We start from the raw sequence: 18374 nt of genomic DNA, 5'->3' as shown, positions 1-18374 counted from the left end.
GTCAGGCCCCCGCCTTGTCGAGCGCCGCCATCTGTTCGGGCGACAGCGAAAGATCGGCGGCCTTCGTCAGGCTCTCCAGCTGGGCAAGGCTCGTGGCGCTGGCGATCGGCGCGGTGACCGCCGGCTTGGCCATCAGCCAGGCGAGCGCGATTTCCGCCGGCTTCGCGCCGGTCTCGGCGGCGACCTTGTCGAGCGCCGCAAGGATGCGCTGGCCCTTGTCGTCGAGATAATGCGCGACGCCCTCGCCGCGCGCCTTGCCCTCGGTATCGGCCTTCGAGCGGTACTTCCCGGTGAGGAAGCCGGAGGCGAGGCTGTAATAGGTGATGACGCCGATATCCTCCTTGCGGCAGAGGTCGGCGAGCGGCCCCTCGAAGCTGCCGCGGTCATAGAGGTTGTATTCCGGCTGGAGCGCCGCGTAGCGCGGCAGGCCAGCCTTGTCGGCGGCCTCGAACGAGGCCTGCAGCTGGCCGGCATCGAGGTTCGACGCGCCGAAGGCGCGCACCTTGCCGGCCTTCACGAGGCCCGCATGGGCTTCCAGCGTCTCCTCGTAAGGGGTGTCGGCATCCGGCCAGTGGGAGAGATAGAGGTCGATATGGTCGGTCTGCAGCCGCTTCAGCGACTTCTCGACCGCCTCGACGATCCACGACCTGCGCAGGTCCCGCCGTCCCTGGCCCATATCGGAGCCGACCTTGGTGATGATCACCACCCTGTCGCGGGCGATGCCCGAGCGCTTCAGCCATTTACCGATGATCGCCTCGGACTCGCCCCCCTCATTGCCCGGCACCCAGCGGGAATAGACATCCGCCGTGTCAATGGCGTTGAAGCCAGCGCCGGTGAAGGCATCGAGGAGATCGAAGGAGGTCTTCTCGTCGGCCGTCCAGCCGAAGACATTGCCGCCGAAGACGAGCGGCGCGATGGAAAGGCCGGTCCTGCCGAGGGAGCGAAACTGCATGGGGTCCTCCAAGGGGTTCGTGCTGAAAAGGCTTTTCGCCAACATAGGGCGCGGCCCGGCGCTTTGCACGTGGCCTGCCGTCGATTTTTGGGCGTCCCGCGCTTGCGAGGAACGTACCTCGTGACTAGTCTTCCCGGCGCAATCAGGGCCCGCACAATCGAGGAGAGATCATCATGCTGCGTTTCGGAATCCTGTCGACGGCCAAGATCGGCCGCGAACTCGTCGTGCCGGCCATCCAGGATGCGGAGAACTGCGTCGTCACCGCCGTCGCGAGCCGCGACAAGGCCAAGGCGCGCGCCATGGCCGACCGCTTCTCCGTGCCGCATGCCTTCGGCTCCTACGAGGAGATGCTCGCCTCCGACACGATCGACGCGGTCTATATCCCGCTGCCGACCGCGCAGCATGTGGAATGGTCGATCAAGGCGGCCGATGCCGGCAAGCACGTGCTCTGCGAAAAGCCGATCGCGCTCAATGCCGGCGAGATCGACGCGCTGATCAAGGCGCGCGACCGCAACAAGGTGCTGATCTCCGAGGCCTACATGGTCACCTACAGCCCCGTCTGGCGCAAGGTGCGCGCGCTTCTCGCCGAGGGCGCCATCGGCCGGCTGCGCCATGTGCAGGGCGCCTTCACCTATTTCAACCGCGATCCGGGCAACATGCGCAACGTGCCGGAACTCGGCGGCGGCGGCCTGCCGGATATCGGCGTCTACCCGACGATCACCACCCGCTTCGCCACGGGCAAGGAGCCGGTCCGCGTGCAGGCGAGTACCGACCGCGACCCGGATTTCGGCACCGACATCTATTCGAGCGTGCGCGCCGATTTCGGCGATTTCGAACTGTCCTTCTACATCTCCACCCAGCTCGCCCAGCGCCAGTTCATGGTCTTCCACGGCGACAAGGGCTTCATCGAGGTGAAGTCGCCCTTCAATGCCGACCGCTACGGCGTGGAGGAGGTCGAACTCACCAATCAGAACCATGGCGAGAGCCAGATTTTCCGCTTCCAGGACGCCCGCCAGTACCGGCGCGAGGCCGAGGCCTTCAGCCGGGCCGCGCGCGGTGAGAAGGAGGAGGTCGTGACGCTGGAAAGTTCGGTGAACAACCAGAAGGTCATCGACGCCATCTATCGCGCGAGCGAGAAGGACGGCTGGGAGGCGGTGTGACGCTTGCCGCGCTGGCGCCTGCCGTGTGGATCCTCGGGTCAAGCCCGGGGATGACGGAGAGGCTTGGTTTCGAACCCTAGCCGGCGGCGTGGCACGCGGTACCGGTACATCGATCGCCAGGCATTTCTTCTTGCGCCATCCTCTAACGTCGGGCGGCCTAAGCCCCCGCTCCGATCCGCTTGTAGAAGAGCGTCGTCGCGCAGAAGCGCCCGTCCGGATAGAGCGCATAGTCGGGGATGACCCCGGCGCGCTGCCAGCCGAGGCGTTCGTAGACCGCCTCGGCGGGGCTGCCGGTGGCGGTGTCGAGCACCAGCAGCGTCTTGCCGTGCCGGGCCGCCTCCGCTTCGGCAGCCGTCATCAACGCGCGGGCAAGGCCCCGGCCGCGCTCGCTTTCCATGACGAGCAGCTTCTTCACGTCCGCCCGGTGCGGCTGGTTCGGCATCTGCCGGATGCCGACCTGCACCGTGCCGACGATGCGGCCCTCCCGCTCCGCAGCGAAGAGCAGCGTCGCCCCCTCCCCAACCGCCTCCGCGACGCCGTCCCAGAAGGGCAGCGCATCGGCCGGCCCATAGGGCGCCATGAAGCCGAGGGAGGCTCCGCCGGCAACGCAATCTGCCAGCACATCGGCAAGTTCGCCCATGCGGGCGCGGGTCTCGGTCTCGTCGAGCTGCCTGATATCGCGCATCTGTCCTCTCAGGAACGGCCGCGGTCCAGCACCACAGCATAACGGGCCGGCGTGTCGCCGGGATTTTCGAAGACATGGCCCTCGGTGATGCTCATATAGAGGCAGTCGCCGGGGCGAAGATCGTGCACGGTTCCGCCGACCGTCATGCGCAGCGTGCCGGAAAACAGCCAGACATGCTGCGTCATGCCGGCCCGGCCGGTTTCCGGCGGATAGGCGATGCGCGCGCCGGCGGGGAACTCGACCTCCACGACATCGACACGCGAAGCGGTGTCGGGCGCCGAGACGGCGCGGCGCTGGTAGCCGGTTTCCGGATCGCGCCAGACGGTCTGCGCCTCACGTCGCGACAGCGGATCGCCCTCGGTCCCGGAAAAGGCGAAGAAGGCGGAGAGCGTGAGGTCCAAGGCGGCGCAAAGCCGCGAGAGGAGCTGCGCCGTCGGGCTCGCCTCGCCGCGCTCGATGCGCGAGATCATGGCGCGGCTGACGCCCGAGGCGGCCGCAAGGTCCTCGAGGGTCTGGTTGCGCGCCGCTCTGAGCAGCCGCAGCCGGTCGCCGATGGCGCTTTCGAGGGGATCGATACCGCTTTCCATTATCATGGAATAATTCTCCTTTATAATGGAGTCAACACGCATCATCCCATCGCAAAATAATTCCCCGCCATGCCGCTCCGGCGACAATGCGACATCGGCGGTTTCGCTATGGTTGCGCCGGGATCAGGCGGAGGGGACGGATCATGGGCGGCACACAGCGGGCATCGTCGCTCTTTTCCATCACCGCCATCGTCGTTTCCATGACCTTCGTCGCCATCGGCAACGGCATCATGCTCGCCTATGTGCCCTATGTGCTGTCGCACGCCGGCGCGCCGTCTTGGACGCCCGGCGCGGCCGTCACCGCCATCGCTTTCGGCGGGTTGATCGGCTGCGTCATCGCCGGGCCGGTCATCCGCCGTGTCGGCCATGCGCGCGCCTTCTCCTGCTCGCTGGCGCTCGTCATCATCGCCGCCTTCCTCGTCGCGCTCGGCATGCATCCGCTCGTCTGGGTGCTGGCGCGCGGCATCTACGGCATTGCCGGCAACTGCAACTTCATCATCGCCCAGAGCTGGCTGAACCACGCGGCGGACAACCGCTGGCGCGGCAAGGCCATGTCCTTCTTCTACATGACCTATGTGCTGGGGCTCGGCGTGGGCGCCTGGATCTTCGGCCGCATGCCGGCCGACGGCAACCTCGCCCCGCTCGTCACCATCTTCGTTTCCACCGTCGCGCTCCTGCCGATCGGCCTCACCAAGCTGCCGACGCCGCCGGCGCCCGCCCGCGTCAGCCTCGATTTCGCCATGGCCTGGCGCAATTCGCCGGTCGCGCTCATCGGCGTGCTCGCCTCCGGCGGGCTTTCCATGGTCGTGCAGGGCTTCACGCCGATCTATGCCGCCACCAACAATGTCGGGCAGGCCGACGTGGCGCTCCTGATGTTCGTCATGCAGTTCGGCCTGATCTTCGTGCAATATCCGCTCGGCACGCTCTCCGACCGGATCGACCGGCGCGTCGTGCTGGTCGTCACCTGCCTGCTGATCACCGGGGCGGCCATCGCCGCGCTCTTCGTCTCGTTCAGCGCCTTCGTCCTGCTGATGATCGTCTTCGCGCTCTGGGCAGGCGCGGTCGAGAGCGTCTATTCCATCGCCAATGCCCATGCCAACGACCGCACGGATCCGGAGGATTTCGTGCCGCTCGCCTCGACGCTGCTCGTCGCCTGGTCGACCTCGGCGACCCTCGTTCCGCTCGGCGTGACGGCGCTGACGCCCGTCTTCGGGCCGCAGACCTTCATCTATGCCGCGATGGGCGTCGCGCTCGCCTATGCCGCCTTCGTCGCCCAGCGGCTGAGGCTGCGCGAGACGGTGCCGCCCGAGGCGCGGGAAAATTTCGAGCTGCTGAGCGCGCAGGTGCCGAATGCCGGCGCGCTGGTGGAAGGCGAGAAAGCCCCGGAATAGCGGCGCTTGCCGAGCCGAAACCCTTCATTTACCGCTTTGCGGGAATCCTGCTCGCTGCTATATGGCGCGCATGAGCACCAATAATTCGACGCCCCTCGACCATATCCGCAATTTCTCGATCGTGGCCCATATCGACCACGGCAAGTCGACGCTGGCCGACCGGCTGATCCAGTCGACCGGCGGCCTTGCCGACCGCGAGATGTCGGAACAGGTCCTCGACAACATGGAGATCGAGCGCGAGCGCGGCATCACCATCAAGGCCCAGACGGTGCGCCTGCACTACAAGGCCAATGACGGCGAGACCTATGTGCTGAACCTCATCGACACGCCCGGCCATGTCGACTTCGCCTACGAGGTCTCGCGCTCGCTGTCGGCCTGCGAGGGTTCGCTGCTGGTCGTCGACGCTTCCCAGGGCGTGGAAGCCCAGACGCTCGCCAACGTCTACCAGGCGATCGACAACAACCACGAGCTCGTCACCGTCCTCAACAAGATCGACCTGCCGGCGGCCGAGCCCGACCGCATCAAGGAGCAGATCGAGGAAGTGATCGGCATCGACGCCTCCGACGCCGTGCTCATCTCGGCCAAGACGGGCCTCGGCATTCCCGACGTGCTGGAAGCCATCGTCAAGCGCCTGCCCGCGCCGAAGAGCGAGGGCGGCGAGAAGGCACCGCTGAAGGCGCTGCTGGTCGACAGCTGGTACGACACCTATCTCGGTGTCATGGTTCTCGTGCGCGTCATCGAGGGCCGGCTTTCCAAGGGCCAGACCGTGCGCATGATGGGTACGGACGCGAAATACACCGTCGAGCGCGTCGGCGTGCTGACGCCGAAGATGGTGGCGATGGATTCGCTCGGCCCGGGCGAGATCGGCTTCATCACCGCCTCGATCAAGGAAGTGGCCGATACCCGCGTCGGCGACACCATCACCGAGGACAAGCGCCCGACGGCCAAGGCCCTGCCGGGCTTCAAGCCGGCCCAGCCGGTCGTCTTCTGCGGCCTCTTCCCGGTCGATGCGGCCGATTTCGAGGACCTGCGCTCGGCGATGGGCAAGCTGCGCCTCAACGACGCCTCGTTCTCCTTCGAAATGGAAAGCTCGGCGGCGCTCGGCTTCGGCTTCCGCTGCGGCTTCCTCGGCCTCCTGCATCTCGAAATCATCCAGGAGCGCCTGGAGCGCGAATTCGACCTCGACCTGATCGCGACCGCGCCTTCGGTCGTCTATCAGCTCTACATGACCGACGGCTCGATGCGCGAGCTGCACAACCCGGCCGACATGCCCGACGTCGTGAAGATTTCGGAAATCCACGAGCCGTGGATCCGTGCGACGATCCTGACGCCGGACGACTATCTCGGCGGCATCCTCAAGCTTTGCCAGGACCGCCGCGGCATCCAGATCGAGCTGACCTATGTCGGCACGCGCGCCATGCTGACCTACGACCTGCCGCTCAACGAAGTCGTCTTCGACTTCTACGACCGCCTGAAGTCGATCTCCAAGGGCTACGCCTCCTTCGACTACCAGATCACCGACCACAAGGAAGGCCATCTGGTGAAGATGTCGATCCTGGTGAACGGCGAGCCGGTCGATGCGCTTTCCATGATGGTGCACCGCATGGCCGCCGAAAAGCGTGGCCGCGACATGTGCGAGAAGCTCAAGGAGCTGATCCCGAAGCACATGTTCAAGATCCCGATCCAGGCCGCCATCGGCGGCAACGTGATCGCCCGCGAGACGATCTCGGCGCTGCGCAAGGACGTGACCGCCAAGTGCTACGGCGGCGACGCCACCCGCAAGCGCAAGCTGCTCGACAAGCAGAAGGCCGGCAAGAAGCGCATGCGCCAGTTCGGCAAGGTGGAGATTCCGCAGGAAGCCTTCATCGCGGCGCTCAAGATGAGCGACGAGTAAGGGTACTTCCCTGTTGCAGTTGACAAAGGCCGTGGAGCGATCCGCGGCCTTTTTTGCTTTGAGGGTCGAATACCCCTCCTCCGTCATGCTCTGGCCTGTCCCGAGCATCTGCAACGGTTCAATTTTTCGGCGCGTTGGCAGATCCTCAGCACAAGGCCGAGGATGACGGCAGCGGGCGCACAGGGTCATCAAAACAAAAAGGCCGCGGATCGCTCCGCGGCCTTTTCATATCCGTGATGCAGCCTGCTTACTGGCCGACCGAGGATACCATGACGGCGTCGCCGTTTTCGATCGAGACCCAGCGGCCGGCATGGAAGGAGGCCTGGCGCTTGAGATAGCGGTAGGGCGTCTTCGTCCAGAGCTTCACCTCGTTGTTGAGGTTGTCGAGGATGTAGTCGCCCTGGGCGGTGCGCAGCGTCAGCACGGCATGGCCTTCGCCGTCCGGCTTGCGCACGACGGTGATGAGGAGATCGCCGGCGGCAAAGCCCTTCTGCATCAGCATCCTGCGCTTGAGGAGCACGAAATCCTCGCAGTCGCCGGCATTGTCCGGATAGGCCCAGACCTCGTCCTTGCCGTAGAGTTCCTTGTCCGTCATCGGGGTGATGTCGCGGTTGACACGAACATTGATCTCGCGGATCACCGACCAGCCGAATTCCGTCACCTTGGCGGGCGCGGTGCGCGCGCCGGGGCCGCATTCGGACTTGTGGGTCTGGCAGAATTCGTAGTGACCGATGGGCTGCGAGGTCACGCCGCCCGTCTTCATGGAGAGCGCCGATGCCGGTGCCGTGAAAGCCGAGGAAGAAGAAACGAGGAGAGCGAGAACCGCTGCAGCCCCAGCCTTCGCACCAATCATTCGTGCCATGAAACGTCCCCTAATCGTTAACAAAGAGTTAACGGTGAGAGGGCCATCTCGTCAATCATCAGAATTGGCGATGCTGTATTATGGTTAAAATGCGCATCGCCGATGCTCGCCCTCAGTCGCCGCGGGCGAGGACTTCCGCGGCATCGAGGATCTTGGCGATATCCTGCGGGCGCGACAGGCGGTGGTCGCCGTCGCGGATCATCGTCAGCACCACGTCGTCGCCGGAAAGATGCTCCATCAGGCGCACGGCATGGGCATGGGGCACGTCCGGGTCGGCCATGCCCTGCAAGATATGCACGGGGCAGCCCGTCTCGATGACGCCGTCGAGCACGCGGTTGCGCCGCCCGTCCTCGATGAGCTTCAGCGTATAGATGTTCGGGTCGGGGCCATAGGGCGTCGGCTCCTCGAACTGACCACGCTCGGCAAGGGCCGTACGCTCGGCCTCCGTCAGGTTCGGCTCGATGAGTTCCGAGGTGAAGTCCGGCGCCGGGGCGATGAGGACGAGACCTGCGACCTCGATATCCCCGCGCGCAGCAAGCTCGGCAACGGCGCGCAGCGCGATCCAGCCGCCCATGGAGGAGCCGACGAGAACCAGGCGGCGCGAACCGAGGGTTTTGGCGGCATGGTCGATGACGGCGAGCGACTCTTCCAGCCAGCGCGAGATCGTGCCGTCGGTGAAGGCCCCGCCTGAGGCGCCGTGGCCGGAATAGTCGAAGCGCACGCAGCCGGTGCCGAGACGGACGGCGAGCGCGGCAAGCTCCACCGCCTTGGTGCCGGACATGTCGGAGCGGTAGCCACCGAGCCAGACGAAATGGGCGAGCGTGTTGCCGGATGCCGGCGCCTCAAGCGAGACGGCGATGCGCCGTGCGTCATCCCCCTCGCCGACCGTGATGAAATCCGCCGCCGCGCCATTGCCGTTCGCCATCGTCATACCTATCTCCTTTTCATGCTGCCCGATCGCGAAAAACCGCTCGCCACCAAGTCTTTTGCCGAGAGCTAGACCAGATTCGCGCTCGCAAGGACAGGTGGTGATTTTTTCCGCGCGGCATGCTATTGACTTCCCAAGCGCGATCAACACATTGCCGACAAACGCCGCATTTCGGGCGAAACGGCCCGATCGTCGCACAGATTCATACCCGTCGAAACAGTCGAGGAGACCACGACCATTCGCAGACCTTTCAAAGCGGAAGCACCCGTCAAAGACGGCCCGCGTTCCAACAGGGAAATCCGGATTCCCCGCGTCCAGCTCATCGATGCCGAAGGCAACAACCACGGCACCGTTCCGACAGATCAGGCACTCCGCATGGCCGAAGAAGCCGGCCTCGATCTCGTGGAGATCGCACCGAACTCCGAACCGCCTGTCTGCAAGATCCTTGACCTTGGCAAGCTGAAATACGCCAACCAGAAGAAGGCGGCCGAAGCGCGCAAGAAGCAGAAGATCGTCGAGATCAAGGAAATCAAGATGCGCCCGAACATCGACACGCATGACTATGACGTGAAGATGAAGGCCATGAACCGCTTCTTCGAGGAAGGCGACAAGGTCAAGGTGACGCTGAAGTTCCGTGGCCGCGAAATGGCTCACCAGGAACTCGGCATGAAGCTTCTCCTGCAGGTCAAGGAAGACACCCTGACCATCGCCAAGGTCGAAGCCGAGCCGAAGCTCGAAGGCCGCCAGATGATGATGGTGCTCGCTCCCAAGTGAGCCCCGTCGCCGGCGCCACGCGCTGAACGGATCAAGCCGCCCTCCGGGGCGGCTTTTCCATTTCGGCCGGAATCCACGCTTTCCGAGGAATCCGGTTGCGCTTTTCGGGGACATCGGTTACAAGCCGCCGTCCGAACGGTCCGGCAGGGCATGCCGTGGCCGTTCTTTACGCTGGAGGGGCGCCTTCGTCAGTGCCTCTCGAATTCAAGAAGAATGGAGTAGCAAAATGCCCAAGATGAAGACGAAGTCGTCTGCCAAGAAGCGGTTCAAGATCACCGCGACCGGCAAGGTCGTCGCTGCCGCTGCCGGCAAGCGCCACGGCATGATCAAGCGTACCAACAAGTTCATTCGCGACGCCCGCGGCACCATGGTGCTGGCCGAGCCCGATGGCAAGAAGGTCATCAAGAACTACCTGCCGAACGGTCTCTAAGACTCATCGCGCATTTGATACGTTAAGGAGATCATGACATGGCACGTGTAAAACGCGGCGTTACTTCCCACGCCAAGCACAAGAAGACGCTGAAGGCAGCCAAGGGTTTCTACGGCCGCCGCAAGAACACCATCCGCGCCGCCAAGGCTGCGGTTGATCGTTCCAAGCAGTTCGCCTACCGCGACCGCAAAGTCAACAAGCGCAACTTCCGCGCTCTCTGGATCCAGCGCATCAACGCTGCCGTCCGCGAGCACGGCCTGACCTATGGCCGCTTCATCGACGGCCTGAACAAGGCTGGCATCGAAGTTGACCGCAAGGTGCTTTCGGACATGGCGATCCATGAGACCGCAGCTTTCGGCGCGCTCGTCGCAGCCGCCAAGAAGGCTCTGGAATACCTCAAGGACGCCGGCACGAAGAACGAGTTTGAGACCGCCGTCAACTAACCGGCGCTCACAACAAATCTTCGCTTCGTTGTGAAACCCGCGCCGGGGAACCGGTGCGGGTTTTTGTTTGATTTCGGAAGGAACCATGGACGGCAAGCCGACCCAGCTCGACACGATCCCGGATGCGACCGCCAAGGATATCGAGACGCTTCTCGTGACCCTTGCCCGCGGCGCGCGCCGTGTCGAGCGTGTGGAGATGTCCTTCGGCGCCGTCTGGATCAAGCGCTACGGCACGGAACGCCCGCCGATCTGGACGAAGGCGCAGGGGGCGCTCGCCGCGCTCCTTCGCCAGCCCTTCCTGCGCCCCTCGCCCTATCTCGACAGCAAGGGCATGATCGACCGCGAGGTTCGCCGCATCGAGACCTTCGCCGGAAAGGACGTGCCCGTGCCAAGGGTGCTCTATTCCTCCGGCAGCGCGCTCGTGCTTTCCGACGTCGCGCCGACCGTGACCGCCCGCCTCTCGGCGCTGCGCAAGGCCGAGCCCGCCGCCCATGACGACCTGCTCGTCGCCTGCGCCGCCGAGCTCGGTGCTCTCCACGGCAAGGGCCTCTGCCACGGAAGGCCGCATCCGCGCGACTTCTTCCTTGCCGGGAACCGCATCGGCTTCATGGATTTCGAGGAGGAGCCGGAAGCCGCCATGCCGCTGGCGACGGCCCAGGCGCGCGACCTCTGGCTGCTCTTCCTCCAGCTCGTCGACCGCGCGGCCCTCGGCACGGAAACCGCCGAAAAGGCCTATGCGGCCTGGCGCGCCACAGCACCTTCCGCCGCCGAGACGGAACTCAAGACGATGCTCCGGTTCCTCTGCAAGTTTTTATGGCTCCCCCGATTGATCGGGCGCGTGCACATGAGTAGTGATCTGCGACGCTTCCTCGCCGCAACCCGCTATCTCCAGGGGGTTCTTCTCTCTCCCCGCCCGGCCGACGCAAGCAAAGCAGGTAAAGATGACTGAACTCGACACACTGGAAAAGCAGCTCCTTTCCGACGTTGCCGCGGCCTCCGACGAGGCGGCGATCGAAGCCGTGCGCGTGGGCGCACTCGGCAAGAAGGGCTCCGTCTCGGAACTCCTGAAGACGCTCGGCACCATGTCGCCGGAAGAGCGCCAGACGCGCGGCGCGGCAATCAACGCCATGAAGACGCGCGTGACCGACGCGATCGGCGAGCGCAAGAGCGCACTGCGCGACGCCGCCATCGAGGCCCGCCTTGCGGCCGAGACGGTCGATGTCAGCCTGCCGGTCCGCTCCTCGCCCGCCGAGCGCGGCCGCATCCATCCGATCAGCCAGATCGTCGACGAGATCACCGCGATCTTCGGCGACATGGGCTTCTCGATTGCCGAAGGCCCCGATGTCGAGACGGACTACTATAACTTCACGGCGCTGAACTTCCCCGAGGGCCACCCGGCCCGCGAGATGCACGACACGTTCTTCTTCCCCGCCGACGAGAACGGCGAGCGCAAGGTGCTGCGCACGCACACCTCGCCCGTGCAGGTGCGCACCATGGAGGCGCAGCAGCCGCCGATCCGCATCATCATTCCCGGCAAGACCTATCGCCAGGACAGCGACGCGACCCATTCGCCGATGTTCCACCAGGTGGAAGGCCTCGTGGTCGACAAGACCGCGAATGTCGCCAACATGCGCTGGGTGCTGGAAGAGTTCTGCAAGGCCTTCTTCGAGGTCGACAGCGTCACCATGCGCTTCCGCCCGTCCTTCTTCCCCTTCACCGAGCCGTCCTTCGAAGTCGACATCCAGTGCGACCGCTCGTCGGGCCCGATCGTCAAGTTCGGCGAAGGCACGGACTGGATGGAAATCCTCGGCTGCGGCATGGTCCACCCGAACGTGCTGCGCGCCGGTGGCCTCGATCCGGACGAATATCAGGGCTTTGCCTGGGGCATGGGCCTCGACCGCATCGCCATGCTGAAATACGGCATGCCTGACCTGCGCGACTTCTTCAACGCCGACGTCCGCTGGCTGAGCCACTACGGCTTCCGCCCGCTCGACATGCCGACCCTGTTCGGCGGCCTCAGCGCGTAACCGGCATCCAAGGAGAAAGACAATGAAATTCACGCTCTCCTGGCTGAAGGATCATCTCGACACCGACGCCTCGCTGGAGGAAATCTGCGCGAAGCTGACGGCGATCGGCCTTGAAGTGGAGGAGGTCGACGACAAGGCGGCCTTCAAGCCCTTCGTCATCGCCAAGGTGGTTTCCGCCGAGCAGCACCCGAACGCCGACAAGCTGCGCGTGCTGATGGTCGATACCGGCAAGGGCGACCCGATCCAGGTCGTCTGCGGCGCGCCGAATGCGCGCGCCGGTCTTGTCGGCGCGTTTGCCGCACCCGGAACCTATGTGCCCGGCATCGACGTGACGCTCGCCGTCGGCACCATCCGCGGCGTCGAGAGCCGCGGCATGATGTGCTCGGAGAAGGAACTGGAAATCTCCGACAACCACGACGGCATCATCGATCTGCCGGCCGATGCGCCCGTGGGCGCGAGCTATGCGGCCTATGCCGGCCTCGACGATCCGGTCATCGAGATCAACCTGACGCCGAACCGCCCAGACTGCACGAGCATCTACGGCATCGCCCGCGATCTCGCCGCCTCCGGCCTCGGCACGCTGAAGACCCCGAAGGCGCCCTCCTTCAAGGTAGAAGGCGAGACGCCGATCAAGGTGAAGCTGGAGCTTGGCGGCGACGATCACCTGTGCCCGGGCTTTGCGCTCCGCCTCGTGCGCGGCGTCAAGAACGGCCCGAGCCCGCGCTGGATGCAGCAGCGGCTGCTGGCCATCGGCCTTCGCCCGATCAACGCGCTCGTCGACATCACCAACTACATGACCTTCGACCAGGGCCGTCCGCTGCACGTCTTCGACGCGGCCAAGGTGAAGGGCAATCTCGTCGTGCGCCGCGCGGCCGAGGGCGAGACGGTGCTGGCGCTCGATACGCGCGAATATACGCTCAACCCTGCCAATGTCGTCATCGCCGACGATAACGGCGTCGAATCCATCGGCGGCATCATGGGCGGCGAACATTCGGGCTGCGACGAGAACACCGTCGACGTGCTGATCGAATCGGCGCTCTGGGATCCGATGAACGTCGCCAAGACCGGCCGCTCGCACGGCATCATCACCGATGCGCGCTATCGCTTCGAGCGCGGCGTGGACCCGGAATACATGGTGCCGGGCCTCGAGCGCGCCACGGAACTGGTGCTGGAGCTTTGCGGCGGCACGCCGGCGAAGACCGACGTCGTCGGCTACAAGGGCTTTGCCGCAAAGGTCGTCGATTTCCCGTTCTCGGAAGTCCGCCGCCTGACGGGCGTCGATGTCTCCGAGGCTGAGAGCACGAACATCCTGACACGCCTCGGCTTCACCGTCACGGGTTCGGGAGAACGCGTCTCCGTCGCGGTTCCCTCCTGGCGTCCCGATGTGGACGGCAAGGCGGACCTCGTGGAAGAGGTCATGCGCATCCATGGCGTCGACAATATCAAGCCGGCGCCACTGGAAAGCCACGGCACCGTCAACGGCCGCATCCTGACCACGCTGCAGATTCGCACGCGCCTTGCCAAGCGCTCGCTCGCCGCGCGCGGCATGATGGAGGCCGTCACCTGGTCCTTCATCCCGAAGGCGCATGCCGAGCTCTTCGGCGGCGGCGCGGCCTCGCTGGCGCTGTCGAACCCGATCGCGGCCGACATGTCCGACATGCGCCCCTCGCTGCTGCCGGGCCTTCTGGCGGCCGCGCAGCGCAATGCCGACAAGGGCTATGGGGACGTCGCGATCTTCGAGGTCTCCGGCACCTATGAGAACGACCGTCCCGAGGGACAGCGCCGTGTTGCCGGCGGCGTTCGCCGCGGTACGGCTTCGCTTTCGGGCTCCGGCCGTCTCTGGTCGAACGCGGCCAAGGGCGGCGGCAAGCCGGTCGACGTCTATGACGCCAAGGCCGATGCGCTCGCCGTGATCGAGGCCTGCGGCCTGCCGATGGGCAATGTGCAGATCGAACCGGGCGCACCCTCCTGGTACCATCCGGGCCGCTCCGGCACGATCAAGATGGGTCCGAAGATCGTTCTAGGTTACTTCGGCGAGTTCCATCCGAAGGCGCTCGGCGCGCTCGACGTCTCCGGCGCGCTTTGCGGCTTCGAGATCTTCGTCGACGCCATGCCGGAGCCGAAGAAGAAGGCGACCCGCACCAAGGCGGCGCTCGACCTTTCGCCCTTCCAGGCGGTGAAGCGCGACTTCGCCTTCGTGGTCGACAAGACGGTGGAAGCCGGCGCCATCGTGCGCGCGGCCACCGGCGCCGACCGCAAGCTGATTGCGGCCGTCAACGTCTTCGACGTGTTCGAGGGTGCATCGGTCGGCGAGGGCAAGAAGTCCATCGCCATCGAGGTCGTCTTCCAGCCGACCGACAAGACGCTGACCGACGAGGACTTCGAGGCCGTGACGGCCAAGATCGTCGGCAATGTGGTGAAGACCACCGGCGGCACGCTGCGGGCGTAAAGTTGGCGAGGGGCGATAGCCCCTCATCCGCCTGCCGGCACCTTCTCCCCGCTTGCGGGGAGAAGGTCGCGGCAGCGGGATGAGGGGCCATCGCCACGCCCCAACCCTCACGCGTTGCCGATCAGCACCCCCGCCGCCAGCACGAGGCTGCCGCCGAGCACGACCTGCAGCACGGCGCGGAAGAACGGCGTTTCCATGAAACGGTTCTGGATGAAGGCGATGGCCCAGAGCTCAATGAAGACGACGACGACGGCGATGGTCGTCGCCAGCATGAAATTCGGGATGAGATAGGGCAGCGCGTGGCCGAGGCCGCCGAGCGCCGTCATGATGCCCGAGGCGAGGCCGCGCCTCACCGGCGAGCCGCGGCCGGAGAGCTTGCCGTCGTCATGGGCGGCTTCCGTGAAGCCCATGGAGATGCCCGCGCCGACGGAGGCCGAGAGGCCGACGAGGAAGGTCTGCCAGGTATCCTGCGTAGCGAAGGCGGCGGCGAAGATCGGCGCGAGCGTCGAGACCGAGCCGTCCATCAGGCCGGCAAGGCCGGGCTGCACATAGGTCAGCACGAATTGCCGCCGCGCCGTCTGGTCCTCCTCCGCCCGCACGTCCTGCGGCGTGTGCTCCTCGCCCAGCCGGTGGGCGAGCGATTCGTGCGACTTCTCCGCCAGCGCCAGATCGCCGAGCAGCTTTCGCGTCGGGGCGTCCTGCGTGCGTGCGGCGGCCGTCAGGTAGAAACGGTGCGCCGCCTCCTCCATGGCCTCGGCCTGCTCGCGGATCCTGTCGAGCGGCATGTTGCGGATCAGCCAGTCGGGCTTCCGCTCCGGGAAATCGCGGACATATTCGCGGCGGACCAGCGGAATGCGGTCGCCGAAGCGCTCGATATGCCGGTCGATCAGCATCTGGCGGTGGTGGCTCTCCTCCTCCGCCATCTCCTCGAAGATGCGCGCGGAATTGGGATAGGCATCCCGCAGCTCATCCGCATAGGCAAGATAGATGCGGCCGTCATCCTCCTCGGAGGAGATGGCGAGGGCGAGGATTTCCTGCTCGCTGAGCGATTCGAGGCTGCGCTTGCCGGAACTGAGAAGGCGGGAGAACATCTGCGATCATCCAGTTTAGAACTATTCTAAATATAGGAGAAAGAGTGGCCCGGTCAACCTCGACAGCGCGCGATGCATAAGGCTAGATTGGCCTTCGCAGAGACTGTAAGGGACGAGACGTGACCGGTGCATTGAAGCCGCTTTCCGCAAGCCGCGACACGCTGCTCGACCGTCTCGGCCGCCTGGTCGCCGACCGGCTGCAAAGCCAGACATCCGGCTACGAGCCCTATACGCCCTCCGATCCCGAGACGCTGGCGCGCACGCTGCGCCCCGGCGACATCCTGCTGGTGGAGGGCAACCAGAAGGTCTCGGCGGCGATCAAGTATCTCACGCAGTCGACCTGGTCCCATGCCGCGCTCTTCGTGGGCGACGCGGTGCCGCTGACGCTGGACCAGGCGGCCCTGCCGGCCACCGAGCGGCCGCAGCTCGTCGAGGTCAATCTCGGCGAGGGGTGCGTCGCCGTGCCGCTCACCAAGTACCGCACCTACAATACGCGCATCTGCCGCCCTATCGGCCTGACGCCGGAGGACCGGGATACGCTGATCGCCTTCATGATCTCGCGGCTCGGCCTGAAATACGACATGAAGAACATCACGGACATGCTGCGCTATTTCCTGCCGACGCCGCCCATTCCGGTGCGCTGGCGGCGCCGCATGATCGCCTTCGGCTCGGGTGATCCGACGCGGGCGATCTGCTCGACGCTGATCGCGGAAGCCTTCGAGGCGATCCGCTACCCGATCCTGCCGGATGTGACGCGCGCGCCCGGCCACGCGGCGGCGACCTCGCCCTATTCGCGGCAGGAAATCCTGCACATCCGGCACCATTCGCTCTACACGCCGCGCGACTTCGACCTCTCGCCCTATTTCGAGATCGTCAAGCCGACGCTCAAATACGGCTTCGACTACAAGCGGCTGGAATGGGGCCCTGACAGAGAAGGGCCGTAGAACGGCCCTTCGAAGATTTGCAGCAATGTGGCGGGAGCTCGGAGCGTTTCGGCGCATTTCCGGACGCAAAACCGCTGCGCACTTTTGCTGGAAATGCTCTATCCCTGACGCAGCGGCGAGATGGAGATCTCGACGCGGCGGTTCTGCGCACGGCCGGCTTCCGAGGCATTGGAGGCGATCGGGCGCTCCAGGCCGTAGCCCATCGCCGACATGCGCCGCGGGTCGATGCCGCGCGAGGCGAGGTAATTGGCCACCGAGTTGGCGCGGCGCTCGGAAAGATCCTGGTTGTAGCCGGCATTGCCGACCGAGTCGGTATGGCCGTCGACATCGATCAGCGTCTTGTCGAACTTGCGCAGCACGATGGCGACGGAATCGAGCGTCTCGTAGAAGGGCGGGATCACCCGGTCCTGGTCGGTCGCAAAGGTGATGTTCGAAGGCATGTTGAGGATGATGCGGTCGCCGTTGCGCGTGACCGAGACGCCGGTGCCCTGGAGCTGCGCGCGCAGCTCGGCTTCCTGATTGTCCATGTAGTTGCCGATGGCGCCGCCGGCAAGCGCGCCGACACCGGCGCCGATCAGGGCCGCGTTGCGGCGCTGGACGGGATTGTTGCCGATGAGGAGGCCGGCGACCGCGCCCATGCCCGCGCCGATGGCCGCGCCGCCGGCCGTGTTGGAGACCTTCTGTTCGCCCGTATAGGGATCGGTCGTCGTGCAGGCAGAAAGAAAGGCCGCGGCAACCGCGACAATCGCGCATTTCTTGTACATTGAGGGTCCCCGGAGGTTTCGATGATTCTGCTTCAACCTAGCGATTGCGGCAGGAACATGAAAGAGACCCTTCCGCCCGGCCTTTCCCCTAGTTTTCGCTCTCTCCGCCCGACGTCACCCCGGCGCTTGCCGCGACGACGAGCGCCGTTCCGAGCATCTGGAAGGGCGTCATCGGCTGGCCGAGGACGAGGAAGCCGGCAAGCGCGCCGAGCGCCGGCTCGAGGCTCATCAGGATGCCGAAAGCCGAGGTCGGCATGCGGCGCAGCGCGATCATCTCCAGCGCATAGGGAAGCAGGGGCACGAGGACGGCAAGGCCGAGCATCATGCCGAGGCCTTCGGGGTTGAACGCCTCGGCGGCCCGCGGCAGGCCGAACGGGGCGGCGACGACGGCGGCGACCAGCAGCGACATCGAAAGGCCTTCCAGTCCCCGGAACATCCTGCCCGTCTTCTTCATGAGGATGATGTAGGTGCCCCAGCCGACGCCCGCGCCGCAGGCGAAGAGCACACCGACGGGATCGCCGACCCAGCCCGCGCCGTCATGGGACAGAAGCACGACGCCGGCAAAGGCCGCGAGCGGCCAGACCAGCCGCCAGCCGCCGCCGAGCGACCAGGTGGCCACAGCGAGCGGGCCGAGGAACTCGATCGCCACGGCAAGGCCGAGCGGAATGCGGTCGATGGCGGCGAAGAAGCAGAGCGTCATCGCCGCCATGGTGGCGCCGAGCGACAGCGCGCTCAGCCATTGCTCACGGCTGTAGGAGCGCACCGGCGGGCGAACGACGAGCGCCAGCACGAGCGCCGCCATGACGAGGCGAAAGAAGGTGGTGGTGGACGGCCCGTAGGCGGAAATCGCCGTCGCGGAAAACGCCGAGCCGAACTGGATGCTCGACATGGAGGCAAGACAGAGCAGCACGCCCGAAAGAAGCCCCGTATTGCCGGGACGCGGCATTGCCTGCTGATCCGCCATGAAAGGCCCTCCCGGCCCCGTTGTGCCCG

The 18374-nt window shown here is 65.5% G+C and carries 18 protein-coding genes; 10 read left to right on the top strand and 8 right to left on the bottom strand.

The window, feature by feature from the left end; genetic code table 11:
• Window position 1: 1 nt before the first annotated feature.
• Window positions 2–952: an aldo/keto reductase gene (locus DSD28_RS15260; RefSeq protein WP_119257278.1), complete on the bottom strand. Its 951-nt coding sequence runs from the start codon at window positions 950–952 to the stop codon at window positions 2–4.
• A 173-nt stretch (window positions 953–1125) separates the two neighbouring features.
• Between DSD28_RS15260 and DSD28_RS15255 the strand changes: the two genes are divergently transcribed.
• Window positions 1126–2112 carry a Gfo/Idh/MocA family protein gene (locus tag DSD28_RS15255; RefSeq protein ID WP_119257277.1) on the top strand — a complete coding sequence of 329 codons (987 nt, stop codon included), beginning with the start codon at window positions 1126–1128 and terminating at the stop codon, window positions 2110–2112.
• A 157-nt stretch (window positions 2113–2269) separates the two neighbouring features.
• On the opposite strand, the gene DSD28_RS15250 is transcribed toward DSD28_RS15255, so the two are convergent.
• On the bottom strand, window positions 2270–2797 hold the full coding sequence (locus DSD28_RS15250) for a GNAT family N-acetyltransferase (protein WP_119257276.1): 528 nt from the start codon (window positions 2795–2797) through the stop codon (window positions 2270–2272).
• Between the two features lie 8 nt (window positions 2798–2805).
• A complete protein-coding gene (locus tag DSD28_RS15245) occupies window positions 2806–3384 on the bottom strand; it encodes a helix-turn-helix domain-containing protein (protein WP_119257275.1) in 579 nt (192 codons plus the stop codon).
• 143 nt (window positions 3385–3527) lie between these two features.
• Between DSD28_RS15245 and DSD28_RS15240 the strand changes: the two genes are divergently transcribed.
• Together DSD28_RS15240 and lepA are read left to right on the top strand one after the other, a co-directional pair.
• Window positions 3528–4775, top strand: coding sequence for an MFS transporter (locus DSD28_RS15240; protein WP_119257274.1), 1248 nt, complete (start codon window positions 3528–3530; stop codon window positions 4773–4775).
• A 61-nt stretch (window positions 4776–4836) separates the two neighbouring features.
• Window positions 4837–6669 carry a translation elongation factor 4 gene (gene lepA / locus DSD28_RS15235; RefSeq protein ID WP_119257273.1) on the top strand — a complete coding sequence of 611 codons (1833 nt, stop codon included), beginning with the start codon at window positions 4837–4839 and terminating at the stop codon, window positions 6667–6669.
• Window positions 6670–6916: 247 nt separating this feature from the next.
• Here the strand turns inward: lepA and DSD28_RS15230 are convergent, their stop codons facing one another.
• On the bottom strand, window positions 6917–7531 hold the full coding sequence (locus DSD28_RS15230) for a transglutaminase-like cysteine peptidase (protein WP_119257272.1): 615 nt from the start codon (window positions 7529–7531) through the stop codon (window positions 6917–6919).
• A 112-nt stretch (window positions 7532–7643) separates the two neighbouring features.
• Window positions 7644–8462: an alpha/beta hydrolase gene (locus tag DSD28_RS15225; RefSeq protein WP_432430866.1), complete on the bottom strand. Its 819-nt coding sequence runs from the start codon at window positions 8460–8462 to the stop codon at window positions 7644–7646.
• A 234-nt stretch (window positions 8463–8696) separates the two neighbouring features.
• Here DSD28_RS15225 and infC point away from each other — a divergent pair, with 234 nt between their 5' ends.
• From infC to pheT, 6 genes are all read left to right on the top strand, one after another.
• Window positions 8697–9233 carry a translation initiation factor IF-3 gene (infC, locus tag DSD28_RS15220; protein ID WP_119257271.1) on the top strand — a complete coding sequence of 179 codons (537 nt, stop codon included), beginning with the start codon at window positions 8697–8699 and terminating at the stop codon, window positions 9231–9233.
• Window positions 9234–9459: 226 nt separating this feature from the next.
• On the top strand, window positions 9460–9663 hold the full coding sequence (gene rpmI / locus DSD28_RS15215) for a 50S ribosomal protein L35 (protein WP_024270153.1): 204 nt from the start codon (window positions 9460–9462) through the stop codon (window positions 9661–9663).
• Window positions 9664–9701: 38 nt separating this feature from the next.
• Entirely contained in the window at window positions 9702–10106 is a 405-nt protein-coding gene (gene rplT, locus DSD28_RS15210) for a 50S ribosomal protein L20 (RefSeq protein WP_119257270.1), read from the top strand.
• A gap of 85 nt (window positions 10107–10191) precedes the next feature.
• Entirely contained in the window at window positions 10192–11055 is an 864-nt protein-coding gene (locus DSD28_RS15205; protein WP_119257269.1) for a serine/threonine protein phosphatase, read from the top strand.
• A complete protein-coding gene (gene pheS, locus DSD28_RS15200; protein WP_119257268.1) occupies window positions 11048–12133 on the top strand; it encodes a phenylalanine--tRNA ligase subunit alpha in 1086 nt (361 codons plus the stop codon). The genes DSD28_RS15205 and pheS overlap by 8 nt, the downstream gene beginning before the upstream one ends.
• Window positions 12134–12155: 22 nt before the next feature.
• Complete coding sequence (gene pheT / locus DSD28_RS15195; protein ID WP_119257267.1) at window positions 12156–14582, top strand: phenylalanine--tRNA ligase subunit beta; 2427 nt, start codon at window positions 12156–12158, stop codon at window positions 14580–14582.
• 107 nt (window positions 14583–14689) lie between these two features.
• Here the strand turns inward: pheT and mbfA are convergent, their stop codons facing one another.
• The gene (gene mbfA, locus DSD28_RS15190; RefSeq protein WP_119257266.1) at window positions 14690–15673 is read right to left on the bottom strand and encodes an iron exporter MbfA; all 984 of its coding nucleotides are present in this window, start codon (window positions 15671–15673) and stop codon (window positions 14690–14692) included.
• Between the two features lie 119 nt (window positions 15674–15792).
• Here mbfA and DSD28_RS15185 point away from each other — a divergent pair, with 119 nt between their 5' ends.
• A complete protein-coding gene (locus tag DSD28_RS15185; RefSeq protein WP_245424847.1) occupies window positions 15793–16617 on the top strand; it encodes a lipo-like protein in 825 nt (274 codons plus the stop codon).
• Window positions 16618–16715: 98 nt separating this feature from the next.
• On the opposite strand, the gene DSD28_RS15180 is transcribed toward DSD28_RS15185, so the two are convergent.
• Window positions 16716–17381, bottom strand: a complete 666-nt coding sequence (locus DSD28_RS15180; RefSeq protein ID WP_119257264.1) for an OmpA family protein — start codon at window positions 17379–17381, stop codon at window positions 16716–16718.
• Window positions 17382–17469: 88 nt separating this feature from the next.
• Window positions 17470–18345, bottom strand: a complete 876-nt coding sequence (locus tag DSD28_RS15175) for an EamA family transporter (RefSeq protein WP_119257263.1) — start codon at window positions 18343–18345, stop codon at window positions 17470–17472.
• Window positions 18346–18374: the final 29 nt, after the last annotated feature.

This window comes from Shinella zoogloeoides (genome assembly GCF_003574625.1).
Lineage (GTDB): Bacteria > Pseudomonadota > Alphaproteobacteria > Rhizobiales > Rhizobiaceae > Shinella > Shinella zoogloeoides_A.
Note: the sequence above shows the minus strand (reverse complement) of the source record. Positions and strands in the feature narration are given on the sequence as shown.